Consider the following 23,227-nt stretch of genomic DNA (forward strand, 5'->3'; position numbering starts at 1 on the left):
TCTCCCGACACGGACGGCTCTTCCTGCGGCTTCAGGTCATCCACACCGCATCCGCCCGCCGTTGCCCACGGAGCCTTTCGCTTGGAATCGGTGCTCAGTCGGCCTTCGGCACGATGACGAGGTTCGGCTCGTTACCGAGCTGCAGCAGCTGCTCGTCTGTGAAATCGGCCGTCCGGTGCGAAACCGGCTGGGCGGGATGGGCCAGGCCGGCGCGGCGGAAGCCGTCGACGCGGGAGGTGATGATGATCGTCTCGGGCAAACCGAAGCGAGATATCGTCGGCTGCTCCGGCTGGGGGTCCGCGGCCGGGGCGTCGGCAGGCGCAGTGCGCGATTTCGTCATGGTGATCCTCGAAATGGTGGGGGAGCCGCCCGGCCGCTGCAGCTCCCCTTCGCATCGCGCCTGTCGGCCGGCGCGCTCGGGTATTCAGATGCCTGTCCGGGAGATCCGGATCAGGCGAGCCAGGGCACGACGACGAGTTCGGCCGTGCCCTTCCACTCGTTGGTCTCGCCGTCGGCGGCGTTCTCGCTGTTGAGCAGCTTGCGGGCCGCGCCTTCGAGGCCCGGCGGCACGATGAGATGGGTCGGCATCAGGCCGAGCGGGCGTCCGTAGTCGCCCTTCATGCCGGAGATCGCGGCGCGCGCGATGGCGTAGTTCGCGGCGTTGAGCGTCTGCTTCGAGCCCCAGGCGAACTGCCAGAAGCCGAAGCCGACATTGCCGCGCGCATCCGAGCCGTAGACGAATTCGTTGTTGTCGAAGACGTTGTCGTCGGTCGGGGAGTCCTTCGAGGTGAAGCCGAAATCCTTGCGCGTCTGCAGGATGACCGGCTTCAGCGGGCGATTTCCGCAGATCAGGAACCAGGGCGTGCCTGAGCCGCCATCGGTGTTGGCGACGGACTGCGGGGTGCCGGCCGCGTCGAGCACGGGATGGTCCGTGTCGAAGTAGTACTGGCCGTCGTAGCAGGTCGTGGTGAAGCCGGCCTTGAGCAGGTTGAACACCAGCTGGTCCCAGTGCGAGCCGGTGGACTGGCCCATCTCCTCGAACATCGGCGCATAGATGCCGAGGTTGTCCGTCTCGATGTCGTCCTTGTCGACGGCGACGGTGAGCTCCCACTTCTTCTCCTTGATGGAGTAGTCGTGCTGCTCGAGGTTCTGGACGGCGCGCGGCCCGAGCCATTCCCGGACGTTCGGGATCTTCCCGAGCCAGCCGTATTTCTGCTCCTTGAGGCTGGACGAGACCATGGTGGCGACGATCGCGCGCTGCGATGTCGCCTGGCCGAGCCCACGCTGGAAATTGGCTTTGAAGCCGACGCGAAGGCTCGCGAGATTGGCGGCGTTGACGAGCATCAGTAGGTTCCTGGTTGCGGGCCGGCCGTCTGGCGTCAGACGGGGTTGGCGATGCCTTCGACGAAGATGCGGGTCTTGACCTCGTCGAACTCGACCCAGACGCCCTGGGCGTCGACGTCGCGGACGAAGCCGGCGGGGGAACGGGTGTTGGTCCCGTTCGTCTTGGCGACCTGCTCGTCGTCGACGATGAAGCAGACGTCGCCGATCTCGGCGACGGTGATCGCGTCTGCCGAGGTGCTGTTTTTGAAGCGGTAGATGCCGGGACGGACCCGCAGCTTCTCGTCGCCGGCGTTGGCGCCGCCGGTCTTGCGCTCCTCGGCCCGGCCGACGCCGACCGAGCCGGTGGCGGTGGCGCCCTTGGTCAGGTAGCCGGCGGCATTGCGCATGACGATTGCGCCGGCGAAGACGGCGACCGTAGCTGCGAGCCCCTGCTCGAGTACGTCACCCTGCAGGCGCGGGGTGTTTCGATCGGCAGCCAGCATCACTCGGTCTCCGTCTTCTTCGAGGCCAGCATCTGCTCCTCGGTGAGGCCGAGAGCGCTCATGACGGCGCGATCGCCATCGCTGAGCGAGGTCGCGCCGGGACTTTTCTTCGGCAGGTCCTGCCCGCCGGGCGTGACCACCGTCGCCTGCTTGGCCACAAACTCGGCGAAGGCAGCCGGATCGCTCTTGGCGAGCGCCAGCCCCCACTCTTTCAGCCCCGGCGCCAGCTTCCCGGCCGTCATCGCCGCCTGGACGGCGGTCTCCGCCTTGTCGGTGGCGATGCCGGCCTGCAGTTGCGCGAGCTGGGTCTGCATCGTCGCGACCTGATCGGCCGGGACGAACTTGGCCGGATCCGGCGTCGCCGCCTGGATCGCGGTCACGATCGCGGCAGTCGCGGCGTTCGTGGCGAGACCCGCGGCGGTTGCCACGGCGGCACGATCGCCCTGCAGGGTGGTGACGGCGGCGAGCACCGCCGTCTCGTCGGCGTCCTCGGCCAGGCCGAGCGCCTTCGCGATGGATTTCATGGGGGCTCCGGTGGTGGGGTTGAGAGCAAGCGCGCTCGCGGTGACAACCGCGAGATCGAGGTTCGGCGAGTTGGTGAGCGCGGCGGAGATGATCACGCCGACATCGCCTGTGGCCGCATCGAAACTGTAGACGGGCGAGAGGTAGCGGTACTCGCCGGCGCGAATCTTCGCGGCGGCGGCCGCAGTCCAGGCGACGCTGCCCCAGATGCCGTCGTCGCGCGCCTCGATCTGCTTGATCCAGCCGGCCGCGATCGCCGTGCCGCCGACTTCGGGCCGGGCCGCATAGACGGTCTGATGGTCGTAATCGACGACGATCTCGGTCGCGCCGGCGCGCTTCAGTGTCGCGGCGATGACGGCGGTCATCGCGCCACGATCGGCAAGGCGATGGGCGTTGTAGCGACCGTCGCGGCTCTGGAAGCTACCGATGGGCAGCAGCTGCACCCACGCGCTCGCGCCCTCGGCGCTCTCGACGGAAAGCGTGGCGGCATGGGCTGCAATGGCAAGGGCGGCGCGGGTCATGAGCGGACCATGGCCGCTCGGTGAAGCACCGGAGGGGCTGACATCTGTCAGCCGGAGACATGCGCCCGCGAAGCGCTGCAAACACCGTCAGGCTACGACGACGATGCCATGGCGCGCAATCGTGGCGCACCCCTCCACGCAGGATCGAATTTGAAACACCATTCAAACGCCTGGGCGGCAACGAGCGACACGCCGATGCCCAGACACCGGTTCGAGGCGAACGGCCGCCAGCGGCCATTTATGAGGCTCGGGGTCATCGGCTCGGTCCGGGGCGCTTAAATGGCTCTTCCACCGGGAGCGATCCATCCTGAAGGTCGCTCAGGATGGCGGTCCCAGCGCGGCTCTCAGGGCGGCCTCGCTGGCCGCGAGTTTTTCGGCCGCGATCGTCGCCTGCCAGCCGGCCTTGCCCGGGTTATGCGCCCAGCCCGGATCGATCCCGGCCGGCACCCTGACGACCTCCCCGGTCCGCTTATTGGTCCAGTCGCGATCGACGTCGTCCGGCGGCTCGAATCTGAGCTTCGAACGCATCCGCTCGACGTCGCGGTCCGAGAGCGACTGCAGGGTGCAGCGGCAGCCCCAGCCACAGGGTGGCGCCCAGCGGTTCCAATAAGGATGGTCGACGGGCAGGCAGAGATTGTGCCTGGCTGCATGCTCGGGCCTGGCGCGACCGTCCAGGATCGCGACATAGCGAAGCCAGGGGCGGGCCGCCTTGTTCCGCTCAAAATTAGCCCAGTGCCCGGCTGCGTAGGAGACGCGCATGTTGACGTCAAAGATGGTGCGCAGGCGTCGAACCGAGCCGAGTTCGGCGAGCTCGGTCTCGCCGGTATCCGGGTCGAGCGCGGGCGCCTTGCCCCACCAGCCCTTCGCCTGAAGGATCGGCCGCAGACGCTTCTGGAAATCTGCCTCCAGTTCGCCCTCGGAGAGAGCCGCCTCGATCCCGTCGAAGATATCGGCAAGGATGTCGAAGCCGGCACTCTTCGCGACGGTGGACATCGTCGCGTGGATATCCTGCCAGACGTCCTGCCAGGCGAAGCTGGGCTCCAGCCGCTTCCTGCGCGCCCGCAGCGCCGCGATCGCGTCTCGCGGCGGCAAAGGCTTGAGCGCGATCGTCACCGGCTACAGCCCATCGTCGACCTCGCCTGCGAGGCGGGCGGCGAAGGCGGCCTGGGCGAGCTTGTCCGCCAGGACGCCGACGTCCATCTGCTCGATATGGGCCATCATGATCGCGCGGATCTCGCTCAGATCCTGCGCGCCGGCGAGTTTCATCTCGATATCGGCGACGATCGGGCCGACCAGGCTTTCCCAGCCCTCGTCTGCGAGGATGCTGGCCACGGCGCGATCGATGGCGTCGGTCGCTACCTGCGACTGCTGCGACTGAAGTGCCGTCCGCACCGGCACGGGCGGCCGTGCCGGCGGCAATTCTGGATCGAACGCCGCAGCGGGCTTGCCCAGAAGCTCTTCATCCGCCTCCGGATCCGGCAGGCCGAGCTTGTCGCGCATCGTCGACATGCCGACCTTCAGACCTAGCGGAACCAGCTTGGCGACGTTGGCGACGAGCTTCTCAACGTCGGCCTGGTCGGGCCGACTGATCTTGATCTTCGGATAGGCGCGCCGGGGTCCGAGGTTGAGATCGACCACCGGCCGCGCGAGATCCCGGTTCAGTGTCGCGGCGACCTGACGAGCATCGGCCGTCTCGATATCCTCACGCACGCCATCATGCACACGGGCAGTCGCATAACCACCGGCGGTGGCGTCAGTGGTCTGCGTCTGTCCCAGCACCGCCTTGGAAACCTGCTGGTCCAGCCAGTTCGCGCGCTTCTCGTAGAGCTCATGGCTACCAGAAATCTTGCTCTCGACGATCTCGACCGCCATGCCGGCCGGCACGATCGCGGCATAGTCGACACCGATGTTGGAGACGGCGCGCAGCAGCACCTCCTTATCGGCCTCGGTCGCGCCGCCATCGTATTTGCCGAGCCGCAGCGGCTGGCCGTAGGCCTCGGCGAAGATCGCCCAGTCCTTCACCGTGAAGGCCTTGAACAGGAACGCCCATGCGGCTGCCCGCGCCAGGCCGCCGCGGATCGGCAGGCCTGATTTCGCCTTGGCGACATGGGTGATCCAGCCGAACGGCTTCAGCGGCTGCGGTGGCCCATTCTCGCGCAGGAGCAACGTCTCGCCATCGTTGCGGGCGAACTCGAAGAAGCGCGGATCGCGCCAGCGCAGAGCCGTCGGCCGCCACTGGCCCTCGGAGGTGTCCCAGATGATCTCCGTCGCGGAGAAGCCCTTGCCGATGGCATCCAGGATGTCGATGAGCTCGTCGGCGAAGCAGTCGCGGCCGATGACCTCCCGGACGAGGTCGGCCGCGGCGATGTCTTCGGGCTGGTCACTGGCGGCTTCGACCGAAATATCGAGACCGGCGACCTGGCGCTTCCGGATGCCGAGCACACCGGCATAGTGCAGGTCACGCTCCTCCATATCCTCGGCGAGCTCGAGATAGCGCATCGGGTCGCCGTCGATCGAATCTCGGAGAATGCGCGCCAAGCGGCCCGGCGTGAGGCCCGCGGCCGGATGTCCGCCGGAATAGGGCTGGCGCACGCTGGTGACGGAGGGCGCACCCTGCTCGCGCTTCAGCGCCGAGGTGTCGATGGGCCGGCCGGAGGCATCCAGGAGCGTTGCCATCAGAAGATTCCTCTCCGCCGCCGGGCCGAGCTCAAGCGATAAGGCGCCTCGTCATCGCCGGCGGCGCGCTCGTCGAAGCGGGATGCTGCGATCGGAACGGGCTTGTAGCCGTATTCGACAGGGCCGCCGGCCGCGTTGATGCCGAGAAACGCCGCCCAGGTCCGGTCGGCATGGTCGTCGTCGCGCTCGGCGACGAAACGCGGCGCGCCGGTGGCCGAGGCGACCTTGCGCAGCTTGTGCAGATCCGAGCGCAAAGCCGGGTCGCCTTCCTTGATCCGCACGGTGCGGTCCTCGAAGCGTTCCTTGCCGGCCGTCGCCATGATCAGTTTGTTCGGGCCGGTGAACAGCACGCCCTCGATGCGTCCGCCATAGCGGCGCTGGGCGTCCTCTACCGGCTTTTCGCCCATGCCGGTCTGGTCGATGCAGGCCCGCGCGACCCGGTAGGTGCGCATGATCCGGTCGAACTCTTCGTCCATGTCGGCGAAGGTCGCGCGCTTCTGCTCGACGCGCTCGCGCTCCCACAGGACGTCGCCGACCTGCTCCCAGACGAAGATGACGTGAAGGTCGTTGCGCCGACCGATGTCGCGGCCGACGAAGCACGGACCGCCCTGGTAGCCGGACGGATCGCCGGCGCCGGGATCCTCGCAGGAGGTGATCAGCTCATAGGAGAGCCAGGCGCTGGCCTCGTCGAGATATTTGAGCTCGTATTCCTGCGCCCAGGCGTCCTCGTCGGCAATACCGGCGCGCAGTTCGTCGATATTGCGCGGGAGCCCGTCCGCCACGGCCTGGTAGATGTCGACGACGTGGCGGGACCAGAGCTCATCCTTGCCCGTGTCGAGCTCGTAGAACTTCCCGGATTTCCCGTTCGGCGTCGAGGTGACGCGCAGTTTCCACCCGGCAGAGATGACCGGGAACAGCGCCTTCCAGATCTCGCCCGAGTCCTTATGGAAGGCGAACTCGTCCAGGAAGACATTGGCCGAGAAGCCGCGCGCCGTGTCCGGGTTCGCGGGCAGCGCCGTGATGCGGGATCCATGCGGGAGGTCGATCTCCATCGCCCGAAATGCCGGGCCGGCTTCGCTCTTCCAGTCGAAGTCGTTTTCGGTGAAGACGAGCCCATAGGCCTTGGCATGCAGTTTGATGCCTTCGTTCATGGCCTCTTTGGCCTGGCGCTCGCCGCGCGAAAGAATAACCCAGCGCGTGCGGCGGCCTTCGATCGCAGCTGCGAAGGCATCGTCCACGACCTCCAGCGTGGTCGTGAAGGTCTTGCCGGTCTGGCGAGCGAACTTACCGATCTTGAACCTGGCGGGATCGGAGATCCAGCGACGCTGGTATGCGTAGAGGAGCGGCGCGACCTTCATGTCATGCCGTAGGATTCGCGGATGAGGCGCAGGATCTCCGAGCCATCGACGGCGCGGCCGCTCTTTTCGACGGCTCCAATCGCATCCTCGGCCGCTTTCACCAGCTTCTCGCGCTCGGCATCCTGTGTCCGCCGGCGATGGTCGGCCGACGCGCGCTGCGCCATCACGGTTTCCCTATGCGCCCGCGACAGCTCGAGCGCCTGCTTCGGCGTGATGTCCGGGGCGTCCAGCAGCTCGTCGATCAGGGTCTTCAGGAACTCGGCAAGGATGATGTCGTGCTGGCCGATCTCCTCCGGCGTCAGCTTCTCGGCGAGACCGGCATACATGGTGCGCCGCTCGTCGAGCTGCATGGCACGCTTGCGCAGCCGCACACTCGCCCGCGAGAACGCACTCGCCGAGATTGGATCGACCCCTTTCGTGCCGAGCCTGTCGTTGAGCTCGAACAGGATGTCGGCCTGCGTCCGCTGGCGCTGGTTCATCTCGCCCATCGCCCAGACGATGTCGTCACGGGCGTGGTCGGGAACGAGATCGAGAGAGTTGAGGCGCCTGCGCTCGGCCATGATCAGGCCTCCACGCGCGACGGCCGCTTCACGCCCTCGATCACCAGGCGGCGCTGGACATGATCTGAGCCCTTCGAGGTTAGCGTGGCCACCCGAACCGTGTTGGCCGTGATGATCGCGACCGCGCCCATGCTGGCCAGCCAGTTGAGCTCGTCATGGACCCAGTCACGCGAGCGCGTGATGCCAAAGTGCTCCAGGGCTTGGCGCAGCAGCTCGGAATTGAGCCGGCCGTCGCTCTCCTGCTCAAGTGCGCGCAGGATGATGAGGCGAGCTTCCTGGCGGATAAGGGCATCCATGCTCATCGCTTCGCCTGTTCCAGCAAAAATTCCTGAAGGCGATCTGAGATCGCGGCGACCGGCTTCAACTGCTCGCCCATGGCGCGCAGCTCGCCCTTCAGGTCCGACAGAGAGAGTTCGATGCCATGCACGCTCCGGCGATCCGGCAAGTGACGAAACTCGCTTTCGAGTTTCGCAACGCGGTCCTCGGCGGCGTCCACCTTCTCAGCCAGCACCTTGATGCGCCCGTCGCGCTCGACCAGCGAAGCCGCATGAGCGTCTCGAGTGACGAACTTGCTCGCCAGCACCAGGACGACGATGTTGCCGACCAGCGCCAACGCGGCGCCGTATTGCTGCAGGAAGGTCAACATGTCACCCACGAGACGCCCTCCGATCAGCGCTTAGGCTGCGCTGGCGCCTCGAGCACCAGGGCCGGACGGCCCGCCAGCTCCAGCTGCGTGGCCTTGGCCCTGACCATGTCGAGCAGAAGCCCGTCAGCCGGTTTCAGTGCCTTCAGCGCATCGGGTACGGACTCACGGACATAGTCGACGCCGGACTCGAGTGCCGCGGCACGGGCATCGGCCGGGGTCAGCCCCTGGGCGACGAATTCAGCAACCATGGAGAGGGCAAGGCTCGCGCCCGTCAAAAGCGCCGAATGCAGCGCATCGCGGTGACGTGCCTCCATGGTGACGCCGAACAGACGCTTGAGACCAGCCGCGACGAAGCCGGCCACGGCCGTGGCGATGGCCGCCGCCGCCCAGTCGATGACGGAGGAGAGCCCGAGCGAGAGCGCGGAAGGCTCGGCCGCGACTGCCGGCGCCGCGACGGCCGCGAGCATGAGGGTGATAGCGAATAGGAAAGGAGGCATCGGAGACCTTTCAGGACTGCGGGATGAGTGCCGACCAGCTCTTCGGGCCGACGATGCCGTCCGCGACCAGCCCGGCGGACGCCTGGAAAGCCTTGACGGCGAGCTCCGTCGCCGCGCCGAAATCGCTGTCGAGCGTCAGCGGATAGCCGTGCAGGCGCAGGCGGACCTGCAATGTCTCGACCGCGTCGACCTTCGAGCCGCGGCGCAGCACCGGATAGTGCCTGGCATCGATCGGCACGATCGCGGCCGCGGCGAGGCCCGCGATCTCGCGCTTGGCGCTGCCGAGATAGCGGCGACGGTCGTCAAGACCATTCAGGCCGCCATTGATCGCGCGGGTGACGCGCAGCAGATCGTCATCATCGGCCATCGGCCCGATCTTTCGATCGCGCCAGTAGAGACAGGCGATCCGCAGCGAGACCACCGGGTCGGACGCGAGCTCGGGATTGCCTTCCAGGTCGAGACCAAGAAGGCCGCCGATGCGCCGGTAGTTGGCCCGTCCGGTCAGCTGAAAGATGCCGCGGCCGTGGTAGCGCGCGCCATCGCCGGGCTTGGTGTTGCCGAGATCGGCACGGCCGTCATAGCGGGCGAAGTAGCTGGCGCCGCCGAGCTCCTCGGTTGTGCTGAAGCCAGCGGATTCATGAGCGGCCTGAGCGAGGAAATGCTCGATCCGGCGGGGCGTCACGATCTCGAATTCCGGCAGCACGACCGGCAGCGCCGGGCCGAGCGCGGCGATGATCGCGGTCTGCCGCGCCCGCTTGCTGACGGGAACTGCGGGCGCCATGGCGCGCAGCACCGAGGCATCGAGACGTGATACGAGGCTGGCGGACATTGCGCACTCCGGCTGTAAGCCGAAGATGCGCGGAGGGCGCGGACCTGATGGGGCTGGCAGCTGTCAGCCCAGGGGCCTCATGGCGGTTGCCGCGCGTCGACGACGATGCAGCAATCCGGCCTGCGCGTCTAGAAGAGCTCGCCCTGGTCGCCGGCGAGGCGCCGCCGCAGCCGGAATACCGTGCGCTCGTGCAGACCGGCCGCCCGCGCTGCTGCACGCGCGCTCTGGCCAGCTTCCAGCGCATCGATGGCGTTCCGGCGGGCGACGGACATCACGCCCATAGGACCGCGCGGGATGACCTCGTGGCGCACGCCCCGCCGCGATCCATCCGCATCCTCGATTGTCAGGCCGGAGCAGATGCTGTCGGCGCGCTCGCGGCCGACCAGGGCGACCAGCCAATGCCCGTCCGGCGCCGCTCGCGGGATGTCGACGCGCGTACCGCCGACCGCCCGCGCCACGATCAGCGCGGTGTCGATATCGGTCGCGTCGGCAATCTCGCCGAGCAGGCCGGGCAGATCGGCGCGCTGGATCATCGCTCCGGCTTCCGCTCGTCGAGCAGGCGCTTCTGCCAGGCCTTGAGCTGCTCGATCGCCTCGCGCGCCTGCGCCGGCTTCAGGAACTCGGGCGCCGAGACGGCAAAGCGACCGCGTACCCAGCTGCGCAGCGCAGCGCGGTCGAGCGGCCCGGAATGCAGCGCGCCCCACATCGCGTAGATCTTGCGGATCTCGGCGCGCTCGGACGGCGCCCTGGTCGAAGCTTTCGGCTGCCAGCCCAGGCGCTTGAATTCGGCGATGACGGCCGCGGCGCGCGCATCGGTCAGCTCGCGCGAGCTCTCGACGCCGGCGACGCGGCGCAGCAGGCCGCGATAGGCGTCTTCGTCGAGCGCCAGTTCCTTCCTGGCGATGTGGATCTTGGCCAGCATGGCGGGATGGCTCATCGGCTGCACCTCGCGATCGCGATCCGCAGCTCCAGCGCCTTGCGGGTGAGCTGCTTCAAACGGCCTTCAATGATGGTGGAACGGCGCGGCGCGATGCTGGCGATCACCGCCATGAGCCGGCGACGCTGCGCCTCGATCTCCGCGAGCTCGCTCGACGCCAGGAGCGCCATGAGGGGCGCGGCGTCAGAGGGAGCGGGACGGGCGGCGAGGAAGCGGGCCATGGTCATGCGGCCCTTCCGGAGAAGGGCCGCGGCCGGATCAGCCGGTGCGCAGGGCGAGGAAGTCCGCGTACAGGCTCTCGGCCTGGCGCGCCGGGATGTCGATCAGAGCTGCGAGGCGGTCCCGCCTGATGTCGATGAACTCGTCGTCCCGCGTCACCGGCATGGTGATCGTCGCGAGCCCGTCGAGCAGCATGTGCAGGCGGCGCAGCTTCTCTTCGAAGTCGAGCCAGTTCGGGGGGGCCGGCATGGCTCAGACCTGTTGCGTGAACAAGTCCGGCTGAAGGGCTGGCGTGCCAGCCGGAAGTGCCTCGATCAGGCCGCGCGCCTCGCACAAGCGCAGCTCCAAAGCGAGCTTCTCCCGCGAATAGCTGGTGCCAGCCCAGATCGCGTGGAAGCTCAATCCCTCGCGCGTGCCCGCGACCGCCAGCGCCGTGATCGGCCTGGCTCGCGTCGCATCCGTGCGCAGCCTGGCGAGCAGGAAGCGCGTCTCCGCCATGGCCCGCTTCTCCAGCGCCGCGAAGGCGCGGTGGATGATTACTGAGACCTCGGCTGCCACCGGCGTCTTGAGAACCCCCGAAAGCGCCAGCGCGCCGGCATGGGTGAAGACCAGCGGAAGAGCGCGGTTTGCCTTGGTTGATACCGCATTTTGCGGTTTCAAAACCTTCAGCTCCGCTTCCGTGAGCCGGAAGGCGAAGTCGTCCGGAAAACGATCCGGATTGCGGCGGACCTGCTCGGTCACACGATCGGTCTGTGTTCCGTAAGCTTCCGCCAGATCGGCGGCGAGCATGAAAGGCTCGCGTCCCGACGCCTCGAAGATGCGCGCGGATAGGCCGGTGATGGAATGAAGGGTCTGCATGCGTGTCTCCACTGGTTTCCGAAGCCTGCGACGGCTCCGGGAGTTCGAAACGGCCGCCAGTGGACGGCTGTCCGCATGCCTTTAGGCTCACGCCCTGGACATACGCATGCGGCTCCCGGATGATCTCGTCTGTGAAGACGCGCTCTCGGTGCGTGGCCGCCACTGGTCTGGTCGATCGGATCACGGGTTCGAAGCCGCTCACCGACGCGTTAACCATGGGGCGCTTCGCGCCGTTTGTCAAAAAGGACTCCACGACTCGCGCGCAAGCTGTCACCGTCGTTGTGGCGGCGAGTGCGGTGGAGGTGGATATGCAGGACCTCGGCAAGGAGCTCTGGGCCATCTTCCTGGATGCCGCCTGCCCGCTGCAATCGGCGAGGCCCAAACTGGACTTTGCGAGCGCCGAGGAGGTATCGAGGCTCTTCTTCGAGAACGCGGCCCTTGCGGAGGCGCCTGCGAAGGAGACCGGCCATCGCTGGGCGCCGTCCGGCATAGTCGAGGTTGACTTCGCGCTGCGACGCCTGGCCGAGTCGGGCCGCCCCGACCTAGAACTGAAGCTCTCGCCCGCAGGCGCCGAAGAGTTCTGGCGCCGATGGCAATACGCCATCATCGCGGCGCAGCTGGAGCATGCAGCAGGCAACGAATTCAGCATCCCCTACCCCCGACACGCGCCACCGATAGTGCAAGGGACAGCGGTGCTCCTGTCGATCCTGGCCGGAGCGGCCCGCGACTATCGGCGCGAGGTTTTTGAACATCGCGAGCAAGCACGAGGAGATCGGCGACCGACGCGCTAGCCGCGCAACTGAACGTTGCCATGAACTCGGCGTGCTGCGACCATGATTGCGCATCGGAACGATCGCCCTTCACCGAACCGGCCCTCCGGCCTTGGCGATCGCCTCGCGCTTCGCAGCTTCCAGGCACGTCTGGCCCATGGTCTCGCCGTGGCGCAGAACCGCCTCGCGAGCCTCGGCCGGCAGCTTCAGGAAGGCCCTGATCTGCTCGGCATCGTCCTTCAGCACGGTGAGCGAGCGGGCGGCCGCGTTGAGCGCCTCCAGGTCGCGCTGGGCGAATTGCCGCGCGCGAAGTTCCTTGATGGTCCTGCCGTCGGCCAGGCTGCGCTGGCGCGTCTCGGCGAAGCGCACGGCCTCGATCTGCTCGGCGAGGGAGACCTTCGGGGCGGTCATCGCCGACCTCCGCACCAATGCGCATCGCGCTCGGCCTTCCGGCCGGGGACGTAGGGCAGCGCCAGGCGCTCCGTCAGCAGGATCTCGCCGACGTCGCCGTCCTCGGTGAACAGCCGGCCGAGCGTGCGCTTGAAACGATCACGGCCGCTGCGCTCGATCGTGACGTCCTGGTCGCGTAGAAGCTGCCTCAGCCGCTCCTTTGCCTTCAGGCCGGCGACAAGCTCGGCTTCGCAGGACGAGCGGAAGCTCTCCGGCGCGTCGATATCGAGCAGACGAAGGCGCTCGCCGACAGGAAGCGCGACCGTGTCGCCGTCGATGATCACGATGCGCGAGCCGGGGATGGTCTCAGCCGCGGCTGGGGTAGCGGCGAGCAGAGCTGCGATGAGGAAGGTGCGGTGCAGGGAGCTCATCCGAAGATCTCCGTCAGGTCGCGGTGGTGGGTTTCGGGCTCGGGCGGCCGCCGCAGGAGCGTGAATTCGAGGGGCGGCTTGTGTGCCGTCTGCGAGCGCTCGTAGACGACGAGGCGATGGCCGATGCAGTAGCTGGTCGGCTGGGAGACTGGCGCGCCGCAGACACGCCGCCCGCCGAACAGGTCGCGGCTGCCCTCGACGGCATCGCAAACGATCCAAAGGCACTGGCCCGATTTGGCCTTGGAGAAGAGGATGCTCACCGGGCTTCCTCCTCGATCAGCCGGCAGTCCGCCGCCGGCACGATGAAGATCAGGCCGTCATCGGCCCGGACCCGCAGATGCGAGGCGCTGGACGGCCCGACGACGCGGGCCCTGAAGGCGAGCTCGCCCTGTTCGTGGTCGAAGGTCTCGACCTGGACGAGGGCCTCGCGAGGGAAGTCGGAGGGCACCATGTCATGCCCCCTTCGCGAACAGAGGCAGCCGTGGTGCACGGCGCTTCCGGTCGATCAGGGCCTTGAAGCGCTCGTACGCTTCGAGGGCGGCGACATCGTTCTCTGCCTCCGGAATGCCGGGCACGAGCAGCACGCCGGCCTGATAGGCTCGGCGGGCCAGCGGCTCGACCCGGCCGCGCACGGAGCGCTCTGTGCCACGGTCGATCGGCAGCGCGCCGTTGGGAATGCGGGGGCCGAACTCGATCACCCCACCGCGCCAGCAATAGGCTCGATACAGTGTCATCTCGCACCTCACGCCGCTGCGAGGTCGATGGTGACAGTCGACCAGGCGCCCTGGTCGTCACGGACGCGGAAGCGCAGATAGGCTTTGGTGCCGATCACGCGGATGGAGTCGCGGATCGCCTCCATGGCACTCTGCCAGCGCGGATCGCTGTGCTCGATCGCGAGCAGGGTGAACAGATCGCCGCGGTTGATCTGGCCCTCTTTCTCGACGCTGAAGATGCGGTTCACGAGCGAACGGATCATCTCGTGACTGTCGGCGCCCCATTCCTTCAGGCACTCGTCGACCAGGCGCTTGGCTGCCTGCAATTCGGGGCCGAAGGTGATCTGGTCGGCGATCTTCACCTCGACGCGCATGCTGTCGTCGAAGGTGGTGTAGGAGCAGTTGCCCTTACCGGTGCTGGGCGGGACCTTGTACTGCTGCTCGAGCAGCGACTGGAAGGCCGCCAGGTCGGCGAAGGTGTGCCCCTTGAAGCGCCGCACCTGGTCGGAGAGCTCGCGGGCAAAGTACATCACCTTGCGGACCATCTCGTCCTCGAGGAGACGCTGCGGCTTGATCTGGCCAAGGCCAATCAGATTGCCCCTGGCATCGCGCATGAACTTGCCGCCACTGAATTCGACAGTGCCAGCGAGCGCCGCATCGTTCGCCGCTACGACACTGGCGACGTGGGAGCGGAAGGGGCTAAAGCCAGCGGCGGATACAGTAGCGGCAGCGATCGCGGACCACGTAGAGCGCGCGTCGTCGCTGAGCGAGTCCCAGTTCTCGACGGCGAAGAGCGCGCCGGACTCGGGTCTGGCAGCGGCGGCTTCGAAAGCAACCCTGCCGAGATTGGCGCCGTGGTTCACATCAGACTGCATCTTCAAGCTCCTTTGGGGACGGCGTGGGTTCGTCATCGGGCCCGTGCAGAGCGACGAGCTCGCGGGCCATGGCGATGATCTCGGCGGTGGAGACGCGCACCGCCTCGCGCTCCGGCCGGGCGAGCACCCGGCGGGCGGTGGCAATCGGGTCGGTCGCCACGGCGATGCGGATATGACCGGCGCGGTCGGCGGCCTGCAGGATCAGCAGCATGGCGTCGGTGGTCGCGCGAAAGTCGAGATCGGAGGCGCGCAGCTCCTCGCAGCGCGATATCCCGTGGTGGACCGATGAATGGTCCCGGCCCAATCGGTGGCCGATCTCTGCCAGGCTGAACCGGGTGAGCTGACTGGCCAGCCAGTAGATGGCGAACCGAGCGCGGACATGCTCGGAATCCCTGCGATCGGCGAGGATCGCCCGGCGCGACAGGCCGGTCGTGGCCTCGACCACCGAGATGATCATGTCGAGCCTGACGAGGCGGTCGCTCATCGCAGCCCCGCCGCGTCGGCCGCGAGATCGCGCAGCGCATAGCTGAGATGGCGCATGAAACGACGATCGGTCGCCTGATCGACATCGAGGGCGAGCTGGCGCTCGACCTGGCCGGAGAGGTGGCGCAGATCGTCGCTGAGGCCGAGCCCGCGCGGCTGCTCGACGGCGATCGACAGCATCTCGGCCTCGACCGCGTCGCGAATCTTGCGATCCGTCGCGAGCGGAATCGGGACAAGATCGCCCAGGTGGACGGGGTGACGCGAGACTGAAGCTACGTCCACCTGGGCATCGAGCGCGGCCTGCAGGGTGCGCTGATCGGCTTTCAATTCGGCTTGAAGGACCATGTCAGCGCCCTCCCGCTGCGTCGGCGACGCAGAGAAGAGCTAAGGCGGTGACGCCGCTGCCGATGACAAAGATGGCGATCTCGACGCTGAGGCTGGTGGCATGGGCCGCGAGCGCGCCGGACGAATAAGCCGACGCCCAGGCCGCGAGCATGCTGGCATAGAGGTAGACGCGAGTGATCATCAGGCGACGTCCTTCTGCTGGCGGTGGGGGCAGGTCTTGCAGCGGTGGAACATCCGCACGCGCGTCGAATTCGTCGCAGCGAAGGGCGTAACCTGCCAGTTGAGGCAGGTATCCCGCGTCATCTCGCCGAGCTCCGGGCAATCGACTGTTTCCCCGAGATAGGCTCCTCGGACTTTGGCGAAGAGCTTCGGAAGGTCGCCCGGATAGCGGTTTGCCAGCACATAGCTGATCACCGCGTCCGAATAGCCCAGGCGCTTTGCGACGGCGCGCGAGGTCTCTGCCCGGCAGGCAGTTGCGAGGGCCAGCACCTCAGCTGGGATGGCCTCGCCCCACGCGGCCCTAGCCTTCGCGACCTGGTCAAGCGGAGCACGTGCCATCACGAGTGCTCCGAGTCGTTAAGGTTAACGGCCTGCCGCAAATTGCGATCGACGCCGGTGCCGCTGTTGCGATGGAAGGATGGAGCAAGCGGCCCGGTCATGCGGGTGGGATTGACGCGATATCGCTTTGGCTGGCGGTCCTGCTCGATCCAGAGATAGCCTGCACCGGTCAACCGGGTGCAGTACTGGCACGCCATCGGCAGCGAGACCCGCACGCTATCCGTCGATGCCGTAATTGCCAGTTCTTTGGCCGTGAAGCTCTTAAGCGCCCGGACGGCGTTCCATAGCTGCTGCTGACGACGGCCTCGGTCACTTTCGACATGGAAGGTCGGAGCCGTCAGGCGCCGCGTGTCCGCCATGCGATAGACAGGCATGGGACGGCCTTTCTGGGATGTCTTCTCGCCGACGCGGTCGCAATAGCCCGCCTCGGCGCAGGCGCGGACATAGCGGATGACGGCACCGCGGCTGCCGCCATTGCTCCGGCCATGCACGTCCGCGGCCGTGAAGCTCCCGAGCTCGCGCATAACCTTCCAGTAGTGGGCCGGCCCGTGCGGCCGATCGTCGATGCGAAGCGCCGGCATCAGGCGACCCTCCGGACCGGCTTGGCGAGGGCGCGCGCGGCCGGCTCGCCATTGGCAAGGGCCTCGTTGAACGCGTCGAGCTCCTTGACGCCGTGAACGCGACACCATTCGGTCATCCGCTCAAGGTTGACCGAGATCAGGCGGTGCTTGCTCTGGCTGTCGCGGCGGACGCGCTCCAGCGCCGCATCCGAGATGGTGTAGCCGGCGGGCACCCAGGTATCGGCCAGGAGCCGTGCATCCTCGGCATCGCAGGGCTGGGCGGCGACCCAGTCGAGGACGCGGTTATGGGTGCGCTCCGAAACCTTCAGCTTCGATGGCAGCCGCTCTTCGCCGACCAGCAGGATCGGGACCTTCGTCGCCTCATGGATTTGCCGGATCGTCTCGACGAAGCCCTTCGACATGACCTGGTCGGCCTCGTCGATGATGAGCGGCGGGTGGCCGGGCTGCGCGAGATGCCCGATGGCGTCCTCGATAAGGCGCCAGCGTGGCCCTTTCGGCTCCGGAACGCCGATTTCCTTCATCAGCGCGACCGCGAAAGTCGTCGGCGTCCACCAGTCGCCGATCTCCAGGCGGATGGCGCCGGTCTTGTTCTGCACCCAGGTTGCCGCCTGGGTCTTGCCGTAGCCGGAGGGGCCGTTGAACACGCCGATGCCGGGCAGATGGCTCGGGCGATGGATCAGGCGCTGCGCCAACGTCATCAGCGCCGCGACGTTCTTGAGGGGAGCAATTCCGCCTTTCGGCTTGATTTCGGGGCTGTTCGTCATCATTATCACCTCGATTTCAACTTTGATGCCCCGGTTCGCCGGGGCTTCTTTTTTGGGTGGGCGTCAACGCAACGCCGCCTCCCCGAAATCCTCGAACATGGCCTTGCGGCCGAGGTATTCAGCGCTGGCCCGGTAGCTGCCGAGCCAGAGCGCATCGTCGGTTTCGAGCGGTTCACCGCGTGCCAGGGCCTCTTCGAGAGCAAGCGCGCGGCGGAAGCGGATGCCGGGTGTTTCGACCGGGTGCAGGACCGCTACGTTCTCGGCAGCAGGAGCGACCGGTTCCGACTGGATCAGCCGGTGCATTGCGGCGACGGCCTCCGAGAGCGGGGCCGGCTCCGGTGCATCGCCGCGCCGAATGGCCGCGACCTCGATCCCGGCGTCCAGCGCCGGCGTGGTGTGGATCTCGGAGCGCGGCGGGAATGCGACGAGGTTACCGGCCTCCTCGGCCGCGCGCTGGCGGCGCAAGTCGAGCACTGTTCGCTCGCCAATATCCTTCCGCGAGGCTTTGACGGCCGCCATCTTCTCGTCGATATCCTGCTGTTGCAGGGCGCGCACTTCGGCAACCAGAGCGGCGCGATCGATGCCTTCGCGCTCGCTGTTGACGCCACGCGCCAGCAGGCGGTCGGTTTCCGGATCGAATAGCCAGATGACGCCGGCGTCGTGAGGATCGAGCCGGACGAAGACGCTCTGGCCGACGACAAGCCCCGGCGCGAGGTAGTGGAAGTTGCCGACGCGGACGCCATTCTTGCCTACGGTGCGCAAGCCCTCCTTGTCCGGGGCCTGCATCAGCAGCATGGCGATGGCATCCGGATCGACGGCGCGGATCGTGCGCGTCGACGAAGCCGCCCGAGCGAATGGGGTCATCTTGCCGATGCCGCTATGCGGACGCATCGCGTAGAACTGGTCGGCCCAGACATCGCATTCGGCCTGCAGCTCGGCCCCGGTCAGCGTGACCCTGAATGCATCGTTCTCGTCCTGGCCGAGCCGCGCCGCGAAAGCCTTGCGGCCTTCGATCCGCTTGCGCTGGGCGACGTTGTGGCCGACGAAACCCGGAAGAGTGCGGGCGCAATCGGTCTGGAAGGTGCGGATATGACGCTCGACATAGCCCTTCTGCCAGGGTGCGAACGGATCGGAGCGGATCGCCTCTATCTGCAGCTTGGCAAAGAGCCGGACCGTGGCGCGGGCGACGAAATCCGAGCCGTTGTCGGTTTTCACAGCATCCGGCACGCCCCAGGCGAGGATTGCCTTGCGCATCAGTAACTGCACGGCCTCGGAGCGCGGCGTCTTCGAAACGAAGAGGATCAGCCGGCGCGACCATACGTCGATGCAAACATAGATGGAGTGGCGGCCGTCCTCGCAGAGCGCATCGACCGGCGAGGCGTCGATCTGCCAGAGCGCGTTGAGGTGCGGGGCCATATAGGCGTAGCTGCCGGAAACCCGCATCTTGTTGCGGAAAGCGTCCGGGTCGATCATCTGCAGCAGCCCGGCCGAGAACTCCTGCTTCCAGGCGTTGAACCGGATTTCAAAGGCCCGCTGGCCGGGCAATGTAAGGCCGACCTCCGCTAGGCGCGCGCCGAATTTGCCCTCGATCGCCTCGTGGAGCTGGCGTGCCGTGTAGAGATCGTTGAAGCTATGCAGTGCGAGCGTAAAATGCTTGATCTCGCCGTCAAAGGCCGCATCGAGCACCCCCTGACCTCGCCGTGAGGCGCCGCGGTCAACGGCAAGGCGCTGGGTTTCGCCCTTCCGGGAGTCCGAAAGCCAGGACAGCACCGTGCGCATAGCCAACCGCGGCAGAATCCGCGCCACCCAGCCTGGTACATCGATCTTGCCGAGATTGTAGAGATCAACGAAACAACTGATCGCGACCGTCTGCTTCATCTCGGAGGCGCGAATGAAGGCCTCCATGGCCGCGAGCACGGCAAGGCGCGCGTCAAGCTGCTGAATTGCCTTGCTGGTTGTGCCCGGCGACGGCTCTGGCGCCGCCTGCAGCGCGGCCCCCGCGGTCGGCGCCGGAGCCGCGGCACCGAAATAGGCGACGCGAGCAACCACCGGCAGCAGGTTGACGTGATACTCCAGACCGCCGCCGCGGCCGGAGCGCTGGCGGCAGAGCGCCGAGAAGCGCGTCCAATCCTCGCGCTCGGCGAGCATGCGGATGCCGCGATCGGTCTCCGGTATGCCCGGCAGCGCGAGATCGGCGATTTCGGACGAGGTCAGCCAGAGCTTCACCGGCAGGCCTCCGCGGCTTGCTTCTCACGGCACCAACGCTGGACCTCCAGGGCATGAGCATTCAGCAGCTTGATACGACGCTTCCACTCGGCATCATCGAGAGCCTCGAGCCGCATCGGCGCGTCGAACATGACCATGCCGACGGTAGCGCTCACCCTCCGCAGCCTGGCCATCGCCCGGTCGTGCCGCCGCGTGCCTGTGCGAGCGTCGAGCATCTCCTGGACCGCATCGCTCAGCAGGCACAGCGCCGTGAAAATCTCGATGTCCCCGCCCTGTTTCACCGGCAGCCTCCGCAGGCGCGACGCGCGGCGAGATCGGGGGGATTGACCCCGCCGCGCGTGCCTCCTCCATGATGGGCGTTGCGACTCGACCCACAGGAGGAAACTGAAATGGCCAGGAAGACGCCAGCCGAGAGGGTGGCCCGAATTGAGGCCGGCCGCACCCGCCGAACCGACCGCGCCGGGGACGCAATGTGGCCGAACGCCCTGGCGCGCGTGACCGTGGAGGTCTTCGCCCGTTTGGAGACGGTTTCGCGGGACGATCTGATCCGCGCGCTCGAGATCTGGGCGGAAAACCGGCACGAATTGCAGAAGGCAGGCTCAGCCGAGGCCATCGCGCGCCTCCGCGAGGCTTTTGCGAAAGGTGTAGGCAGTATGGATGAGGGCGACTAAGGCGCGGTCAGGAGGTAAGACCTCAGCGACGGCGGTGAGAAGCAGCCGGTCGACATCCGTGTCGACGTCGAAGTCCTCGATCGCGATCCAGCGTTCAAAGGCCGCTTGCAGATCGGCCTCCAAGCCGAGATGGGCCAGCACGACATCGAGCCGGACCTTCAGGATATCAGGCGAAAGCGTGCTCATGCCGCATCCCCCGACACGAGCCGGAGAGGCACTTCGGGCATGTCAACCACAACGGAGGACAGACGACAGTCATCGTCATCCTCCTGGCTTGCCCGCCAGGTCCAATATTCGCGCGCCCGATGGAGGAGGCTGTAGCGACGCTGATCGTCAGGGCGCTGATCCTTGTAATGAACACCAGATTGGATCCACAGCGCCTTCGCGACACAGACCTTCCGGTCCAGTTCGAAGCTGACGAGATTGAGCGCGTGTTCGTCCTTGGGGGCGCACGTCAGGACCTCTTCTGCGGCCACGAACAGGTCGTGGAGGGCCAACATCGCGTCGTAGTAGCGCTCGCTCATGCTGTTTTTCCCTTCGTTGCGCGGGCGGGCTTCTGCGCAGCCTCGGCGGCGACGATTTTCGCCTCGATCATCGCATTCGCGGCACGCAGCTGATCGAGCGACCATTGCCGCCCGAGCAGCGCCTCCAGCTTGGCCAGGAGCTGCTCCGCCTCGCGGACGACACCGCCTTCCGGCACGAAGCCTGCGACGATGCGGGCTTTGGCGATGTTGCCGGCGCCCTCTGCGATGGCTTTCGCGACCGCGACCTGCCGCTCCGGCTCCATCTCTGCCAGCGCCTGCAGCTGCACCTGGTTGTCAGCGACCTTCGTGCCGCGGATCAGCGCCACGGCGTCGGGTGAGAGCTTGCCGAAAAGCTCGCGGGTGCGGTCAATCGAGCGGGTCGACAGGCCGGTGCGACGGGCCGCGTCCTTCGAGAAGCTCGACCAGTTCGCCAAGTTGGCGAACTGATTTTTCTGGCGCCATTTCTTCGACTTGCGGTCGCCGCCATTCTGCGCGCCGGCGTTTTCCGCGGCGAAGATATCAGCAAGGCGGCCGACGAAGACCGTGCGATCGAGCGCGGTGAGCTCATTGCGGATCAGGTTGGCATGGATCTCGTGCTTCTCGCGCTCCTCGCGCGTCAGCTCACGGATGCGGGCCGGGATCGTTGCGCGGCCGAGAAGCTTGTAGGCCTCCAGCCGGTTCTCGCCGTCGACGAGCACATAGCGGTTACTTGCGCCTGGCGTCGTCGCGACCGCGATCGGCTGGTGCAGATAGGTCTCGGAGATCGAGGCTGCGATCATCTCGACATAGGCACGATCGACGAGGCGGAGGCGGTTGACGACGTCGATGGCCTCGATCTCGACCTCGATTTCATGCTCGGGCAGCGCCGGAGCCGACGACAAGGACAGCACGTCGCGCATCAGGCGGCCCTCGACGCGCCGATCAGGCCGATGCGATTGCCCTGCTTGTCGTAGAACTGCGGCCAGATCTGCTGGCGCGGTACGCCGAGGGCCTCGGAAATGAGGCTCTGGACCTTCGGGGCCGGCCGCTCCATCCCGCTGTAGATCGTGAAGCGGCTGAGATCGTTCTGCCTCGCCAGTCCGGCAGCGGTGATGCCCTTCTCGCGTAGCGCGAAAATGATGGCCTGCTTGGTCCAATTGCTTGCCATGAGTGTCCTGTCTCGCAATGCCGGATTTGGCGTGTTAACCACACATCTGGACGGCACTTGTGCGATAAGTCCACATATGTGAGCTGTCGTCAAGTCAGATTTTGGCAAACTTTGAAAATATGATCCCGAAAGATCACATATGAGCTGGCTCCCAACGCCCGGATGGGGTGAGCGACTTGAGGCGGCCGTTATCAAAAGCGGCGGCACCAAGGCAGTATCCGATGGGTCGTCCGTGCCGGAAAGCACGATAAAGCGCTATTTCAAGGCCGATAATGAGCCTGGCGCTTACAAACTCGCCGCTATCGCGCGCTTCTGCGGAATTTCCGTGGAACAGATTCTCTATGGAGAACAGGTGCGCCCAGATATGTCAGCCCAGATCGAAAGGCCGACATATCTGGGCGAGTCGGATTTGGCTGACGATGAAGAGGCCCTTTCGGAGGTCGTATTCATACCGCGGCTGGCGGTTGTCGCCAGCGCGGGACCGGGTATCGAGAACCCATTTCCGGAGACAATCGGCCACCTGCCATTCCCAAAGGCCTGGTTGTACGAATTGGGAGTACCGGAAACCTTCGCGCGGCTGCTCGAGCTCGGCGGCGACAGCATGGAGCCAACCATCCGCGACGGCTCGATCTGCCTGCTCGATACTCGATCGCAGGTGCCTCGGGTCGAAGGTGTCTACGCGCTAATTGACGGCAGGGATGTCCGCATCAAGCGGATTGGCCGAGGCTGGGAGGGCAAGATCGTGCTCATCAGCGATAATGAGCGCTATGAATCCGAGACGCTGGCGGCGCCGGATGCTGAGGCGCTGCGGATCGCTGGTAAGATCGTCTGGGCAGGAGGGAAAATATAATGTTGTGGCTTACCGTATCTCTTTTCATCTTGCAGCCCATCTTTATAGGCTTTATTGCACAACGTAAAAAACATAGAATAGGTGCGGTTTGGTTTGTCGTTGCATTTGCAGTCAATATTGCGTTCGCGCTTTTTATGGATAGCGCACAGAGGTCGAGACCTGATTTTCATACACCTGAGTACCAAGCATTACATGCAAAGCCGGCGTATGAAATAGCATTCGCTCTGTCCATATTTATTCCGTCCACAATCGCGCTCTTGATTGCGATCTTCACTCTTCCTAAACGGAGGGTCGAAGGAAATTCAGACGATCAGCCCGTTACCGCCGGTGCACTGAAAGTCTGCCCGGACTGCGCCGAGCAGGTTAAGCTAGAGGCAAGAAAATGTCGCTTCTGCGGGCACCCGTTCAATGATGCGCGCCTGAGTGATCCGGCTCCGCTATAGCGGGGCC

At 66.3% G+C, this 23,227-nt stretch carries 38 protein-coding genes; 3 read left to right on the forward strand and 35 right to left on the reverse strand.

Going from position 1 to position 23,227, the window contains the following annotated elements; genetic code table 11:
• Positions 1-94: 94 nt before the first annotated feature.
• The 17 genes from J0J10_RS23240 to J0J10_RS23320 form a co-directional block, all read right to left on the reverse strand.
• Positions 95-340: an HI1506-related protein gene (locus tag J0J10_RS23240; RefSeq protein WP_291649570.1), complete on the reverse strand. Its 246-nt coding sequence runs from the start codon at positions 338-340 to the stop codon at positions 95-97.
• Between the two features lie 110 nt (positions 341-450).
• The gene (locus tag J0J10_RS23245; RefSeq protein ID WP_291649571.1) at positions 451-1,344 is read right to left on the reverse strand and encodes a Mu-like prophage major head subunit gpT family protein; all 894 of its coding nucleotides are present in this window, start codon (positions 1,342-1,344) and stop codon (positions 451-453) included.
• Positions 1,345-1,379: 35 nt separating this feature from the next.
• On the reverse strand, positions 1,380-1,826 hold the full coding sequence (locus tag J0J10_RS23250; RefSeq protein WP_291649573.1) for a hypothetical protein: 447 nt from the start codon (positions 1,824-1,826) through the stop codon (positions 1,380-1,382).
• Entirely contained in the window at positions 1,826-2,869 is a 1,044-nt protein-coding gene (locus tag J0J10_RS23255; RefSeq protein WP_291649574.1) for a phage protease, read from the reverse strand. Before J0J10_RS23255 ends, J0J10_RS23250 begins: the two co-directional genes overlap by 1 nt.
• A gap of 318 nt (positions 2,870-3,187) precedes the next feature.
• Positions 3,188-3,982 (reverse strand): phage head morphogenesis protein, encoded by a 795-nt coding sequence (locus J0J10_RS23260; RefSeq protein ID WP_291649575.1) that lies wholly within the window; start codon positions 3,980-3,982, stop codon positions 3,188-3,190.
• 3 nt (positions 3,983-3,985) lie between these two features.
• On the reverse strand, positions 3,986-5,545 hold the full coding sequence (locus J0J10_RS23265; protein ID WP_291649576.1) for a DUF935 domain-containing protein: 1,560 nt from the start codon (positions 5,543-5,545) through the stop codon (positions 3,986-3,988).
• On the reverse strand, positions 5,545-6,903 hold the full coding sequence (locus tag J0J10_RS23270; protein WP_291649578.1) for a terminase large subunit domain-containing protein: 1,359 nt from the start codon (positions 6,901-6,903) through the stop codon (positions 5,545-5,547). The genes J0J10_RS23265 and J0J10_RS23270 overlap by 1 nt, the downstream gene beginning before the upstream one ends.
• Positions 6,900-7,463 (reverse strand): phage protein Gp27 family protein, encoded by a 564-nt coding sequence (locus J0J10_RS23275; RefSeq protein WP_291649581.1) that lies wholly within the window; start codon positions 7,461-7,463, stop codon positions 6,900-6,902. Before J0J10_RS23275 ends, J0J10_RS23270 begins: the two co-directional genes overlap by 4 nt.
• 2 nt (positions 7,464-7,465) lie before the next feature.
• On the reverse strand, positions 7,466-7,759 hold the full coding sequence (locus tag J0J10_RS23280) for a VpaChn25_0724 family phage protein (RefSeq protein ID WP_291649583.1): 294 nt from the start codon (positions 7,757-7,759) through the stop codon (positions 7,466-7,468).
• 2 nt (positions 7,760-7,761) lie between these two features.
• Positions 7,762-8,109 (reverse strand): DUF2730 family protein, encoded by a 348-nt coding sequence (locus J0J10_RS23285; RefSeq protein ID WP_291649670.1) that lies wholly within the window; start codon positions 8,107-8,109, stop codon positions 7,762-7,764.
• Between the two features lie 23 nt (positions 8,110-8,132).
• Positions 8,133-8,606: a hypothetical protein gene (locus J0J10_RS23290; RefSeq protein ID WP_291649585.1), complete on the reverse strand. Its 474-nt coding sequence runs from the start codon at positions 8,604-8,606 to the stop codon at positions 8,133-8,135.
• 10 nt (positions 8,607-8,616) lie between these two features.
• On the reverse strand, positions 8,617-9,435 hold the full coding sequence (locus J0J10_RS23295; RefSeq protein WP_291649587.1) for a peptidoglycan-binding protein: 819 nt from the start codon (positions 9,433-9,435) through the stop codon (positions 8,617-8,619).
• A gap of 128 nt (positions 9,436-9,563) precedes the next feature.
• On the reverse strand, positions 9,564-9,968 hold the full coding sequence (locus J0J10_RS23300) for a hypothetical protein (RefSeq protein WP_291649589.1): 405 nt from the start codon (positions 9,966-9,968) through the stop codon (positions 9,564-9,566).
• A complete protein-coding gene (locus J0J10_RS23305) occupies positions 9,965-10,372 on the reverse strand; it encodes a regulatory protein GemA (protein ID WP_291649591.1) in 408 nt (135 codons plus the stop codon). Before J0J10_RS23305 ends, J0J10_RS23300 begins: the two co-directional genes overlap by 4 nt.
• Positions 10,369-10,599 carry a hypothetical protein gene (locus J0J10_RS23310; RefSeq protein WP_291649593.1) on the reverse strand — a complete coding sequence of 77 codons (231 nt, stop codon included), beginning with the start codon at positions 10,597-10,599 and terminating at the stop codon, positions 10,369-10,371. The genes J0J10_RS23305 and J0J10_RS23310 overlap by 4 nt, the downstream gene beginning before the upstream one ends.
• 31 nt (positions 10,600-10,630) lie before the next feature.
• Positions 10,631-10,840, reverse strand: coding sequence for a hypothetical protein (locus J0J10_RS23315; protein WP_291649595.1), 210 nt, complete (start codon positions 10,838-10,840; stop codon positions 10,631-10,633).
• Between the two features lie 3 nt (positions 10,841-10,843).
• Positions 10,844-11,449 (reverse strand): ORF6N domain-containing protein, encoded by a 606-nt coding sequence (locus J0J10_RS23320; RefSeq protein ID WP_291649597.1) that lies wholly within the window; start codon positions 11,447-11,449, stop codon positions 10,844-10,846.
• Positions 11,450-11,601: 152 nt separating this feature from the next.
• Here J0J10_RS23320 and J0J10_RS23325 point away from each other — a divergent pair, with 152 nt between their 5' ends.
• The gene (locus J0J10_RS23325) at positions 11,602-12,240 is read left to right on the forward strand and encodes a hypothetical protein (RefSeq protein WP_291649598.1); all 639 of its coding nucleotides are present in this window, start codon (positions 11,602-11,604) and stop codon (positions 12,238-12,240) included.
• A gap of 69 nt (positions 12,241-12,309) precedes the next feature.
• Here J0J10_RS23325 and J0J10_RS23330 read toward each other — a convergent pair whose 3' ends face one another.
• The 18 genes from J0J10_RS23330 to J0J10_RS23415 all read right to left on the reverse strand — a co-directional run bounded on the left by J0J10_RS23330 (position 12,310) and on the right by J0J10_RS23415 (position 21,927).
• Positions 12,310-12,630: a hypothetical protein gene (locus J0J10_RS23330; protein ID WP_291649600.1), complete on the reverse strand. Its 321-nt coding sequence runs from the start codon at positions 12,628-12,630 to the stop codon at positions 12,310-12,312.
• Positions 12,627-13,040: a thermonuclease family protein gene (locus J0J10_RS23335; protein WP_291649602.1), complete on the reverse strand. Its 414-nt coding sequence runs from the start codon at positions 13,038-13,040 to the stop codon at positions 12,627-12,629. Before J0J10_RS23335 ends, J0J10_RS23330 begins: the two co-directional genes overlap by 4 nt.
• Positions 13,037-13,300, reverse strand: coding sequence for a hypothetical protein (locus J0J10_RS23340; RefSeq protein ID WP_291649604.1), 264 nt, complete (start codon positions 13,298-13,300; stop codon positions 13,037-13,039). Before J0J10_RS23340 ends, J0J10_RS23335 begins: the two co-directional genes overlap by 4 nt.
• Positions 13,297-13,491 (reverse strand): hypothetical protein, encoded by a 195-nt coding sequence (locus J0J10_RS23345; protein ID WP_291649605.1) that lies wholly within the window; start codon positions 13,489-13,491, stop codon positions 13,297-13,299. Before J0J10_RS23345 ends, J0J10_RS23340 begins: the two co-directional genes overlap by 4 nt.
• 1 nt (position 13,492) lies before the next feature.
• Positions 13,493-13,774 carry a host nuclease inhibitor protein gene (locus J0J10_RS23350; protein ID WP_291649606.1) on the reverse strand — a complete coding sequence of 94 codons (282 nt, stop codon included), beginning with the start codon at positions 13,772-13,774 and terminating at the stop codon, positions 13,493-13,495.
• Between the two features lie 8 nt (positions 13,775-13,782).
• Positions 13,783-14,628, reverse strand: a complete 846-nt coding sequence (locus J0J10_RS23355; protein ID WP_291649607.1) for a DUF3164 family protein — start codon at positions 14,626-14,628, stop codon at positions 13,783-13,785.
• A complete protein-coding gene (locus J0J10_RS23360; RefSeq protein WP_291649609.1) occupies positions 14,618-15,085 on the reverse strand; it encodes a helix-turn-helix domain-containing protein in 468 nt (155 codons plus the stop codon). The genes J0J10_RS23355 and J0J10_RS23360 overlap by 11 nt, the downstream gene beginning before the upstream one ends.
• Positions 15,086-15,108: 23 nt before the next feature.
• Positions 15,109-15,438, reverse strand: coding sequence for a hypothetical protein (locus J0J10_RS23365; protein ID WP_291649611.1), 330 nt, complete (start codon positions 15,436-15,438; stop codon positions 15,109-15,111).
• A gap of 19 nt (positions 15,439-15,457) precedes the next feature.
• Complete coding sequence (locus tag J0J10_RS23370) at positions 15,458-15,637, reverse strand: hypothetical protein (RefSeq protein ID WP_291649612.1); 180 nt, start codon at positions 15,635-15,637, stop codon at positions 15,458-15,460.
• Complete coding sequence (locus tag J0J10_RS23375; RefSeq protein WP_291649614.1) at positions 15,637-16,014, reverse strand: transcriptional regulator; 378 nt, start codon at positions 16,012-16,014, stop codon at positions 15,637-15,639. Before J0J10_RS23375 ends, J0J10_RS23370 begins: the two co-directional genes overlap by 1 nt.
• Entirely contained in the window at positions 16,014-16,595 is a 582-nt protein-coding gene (locus tag J0J10_RS23380; protein ID WP_291649615.1) for a hypothetical protein, read from the reverse strand. The genes J0J10_RS23375 and J0J10_RS23380 overlap by 1 nt, the downstream gene beginning before the upstream one ends.
• Positions 16,595-17,359, reverse strand: a complete 765-nt coding sequence (locus J0J10_RS23385) for an AAA family ATPase (protein ID WP_291649617.1) — start codon at positions 17,357-17,359, stop codon at positions 16,595-16,597. The genes J0J10_RS23380 and J0J10_RS23385 overlap by 1 nt, the downstream gene beginning before the upstream one ends.
• Positions 17,360-17,422: 63 nt before the next feature.
• Positions 17,423-19,585: a Mu transposase C-terminal domain-containing protein gene (locus J0J10_RS23390; protein ID WP_291649619.1), complete on the reverse strand. Its 2,163-nt coding sequence runs from the start codon at positions 19,583-19,585 to the stop codon at positions 17,423-17,425.
• Positions 19,582-19,866, reverse strand: coding sequence for a hypothetical protein (locus J0J10_RS23395; RefSeq protein ID WP_291649621.1), 285 nt, complete (start codon positions 19,864-19,866; stop codon positions 19,582-19,584). Before J0J10_RS23395 ends, J0J10_RS23390 begins: the two co-directional genes overlap by 4 nt.
• A gap of 318 nt (positions 19,867-20,184) precedes the next feature.
• Positions 20,185-20,442 (reverse strand): hypothetical protein, encoded by a 258-nt coding sequence (locus J0J10_RS23400; RefSeq protein WP_291649623.1) that lies wholly within the window; start codon positions 20,440-20,442, stop codon positions 20,185-20,187.
• Complete coding sequence (locus J0J10_RS23405) at positions 20,439-20,780, reverse strand: hypothetical protein (protein WP_291649626.1); 342 nt, start codon at positions 20,778-20,780, stop codon at positions 20,439-20,441. Before J0J10_RS23405 ends, J0J10_RS23400 begins: the two co-directional genes overlap by 4 nt.
• Positions 20,777-21,679: a ParB/RepB/Spo0J family partition protein gene (locus J0J10_RS23410; protein ID WP_291649628.1), complete on the reverse strand. Its 903-nt coding sequence runs from the start codon at positions 21,677-21,679 to the stop codon at positions 20,777-20,779. Before J0J10_RS23410 ends, J0J10_RS23405 begins: the two co-directional genes overlap by 4 nt.
• Entirely contained in the window at positions 21,679-21,927 is a 249-nt protein-coding gene (locus tag J0J10_RS23415; protein WP_291649630.1) for a helix-turn-helix domain-containing protein, read from the reverse strand. The genes J0J10_RS23410 and J0J10_RS23415 overlap by 1 nt, the downstream gene beginning before the upstream one ends.
• A gap of 139 nt (positions 21,928-22,066) precedes the next feature.
• On the opposite strand from J0J10_RS23415, the gene J0J10_RS23420 reads away from it, so the two are divergent.
• Together J0J10_RS23420 and J0J10_RS23425 are read left to right on the forward strand one after the other, a co-directional pair.
• Positions 22,067-22,777 carry a LexA family transcriptional regulator gene (locus tag J0J10_RS23420; protein ID WP_291649632.1) on the forward strand — a complete coding sequence of 237 codons (711 nt, stop codon included), beginning with the start codon at positions 22,067-22,069 and terminating at the stop codon, positions 22,775-22,777.
• Complete coding sequence (locus J0J10_RS23425) at positions 22,777-23,220, forward strand: zinc ribbon domain-containing protein (protein ID WP_291649634.1); 444 nt, start codon at positions 22,777-22,779, stop codon at positions 23,218-23,220. The genes J0J10_RS23420 and J0J10_RS23425 overlap by 1 nt, the downstream gene beginning before the upstream one ends.
• The last annotated feature ends 7 nt before the right edge of the window (positions 23,221-23,227 follow it).

The organism is Allobosea sp. (genome assembly GCF_017308075.1).
Lineage (GTDB): Bacteria > Pseudomonadota > Alphaproteobacteria > Rhizobiales > Beijerinckiaceae > Allobosea.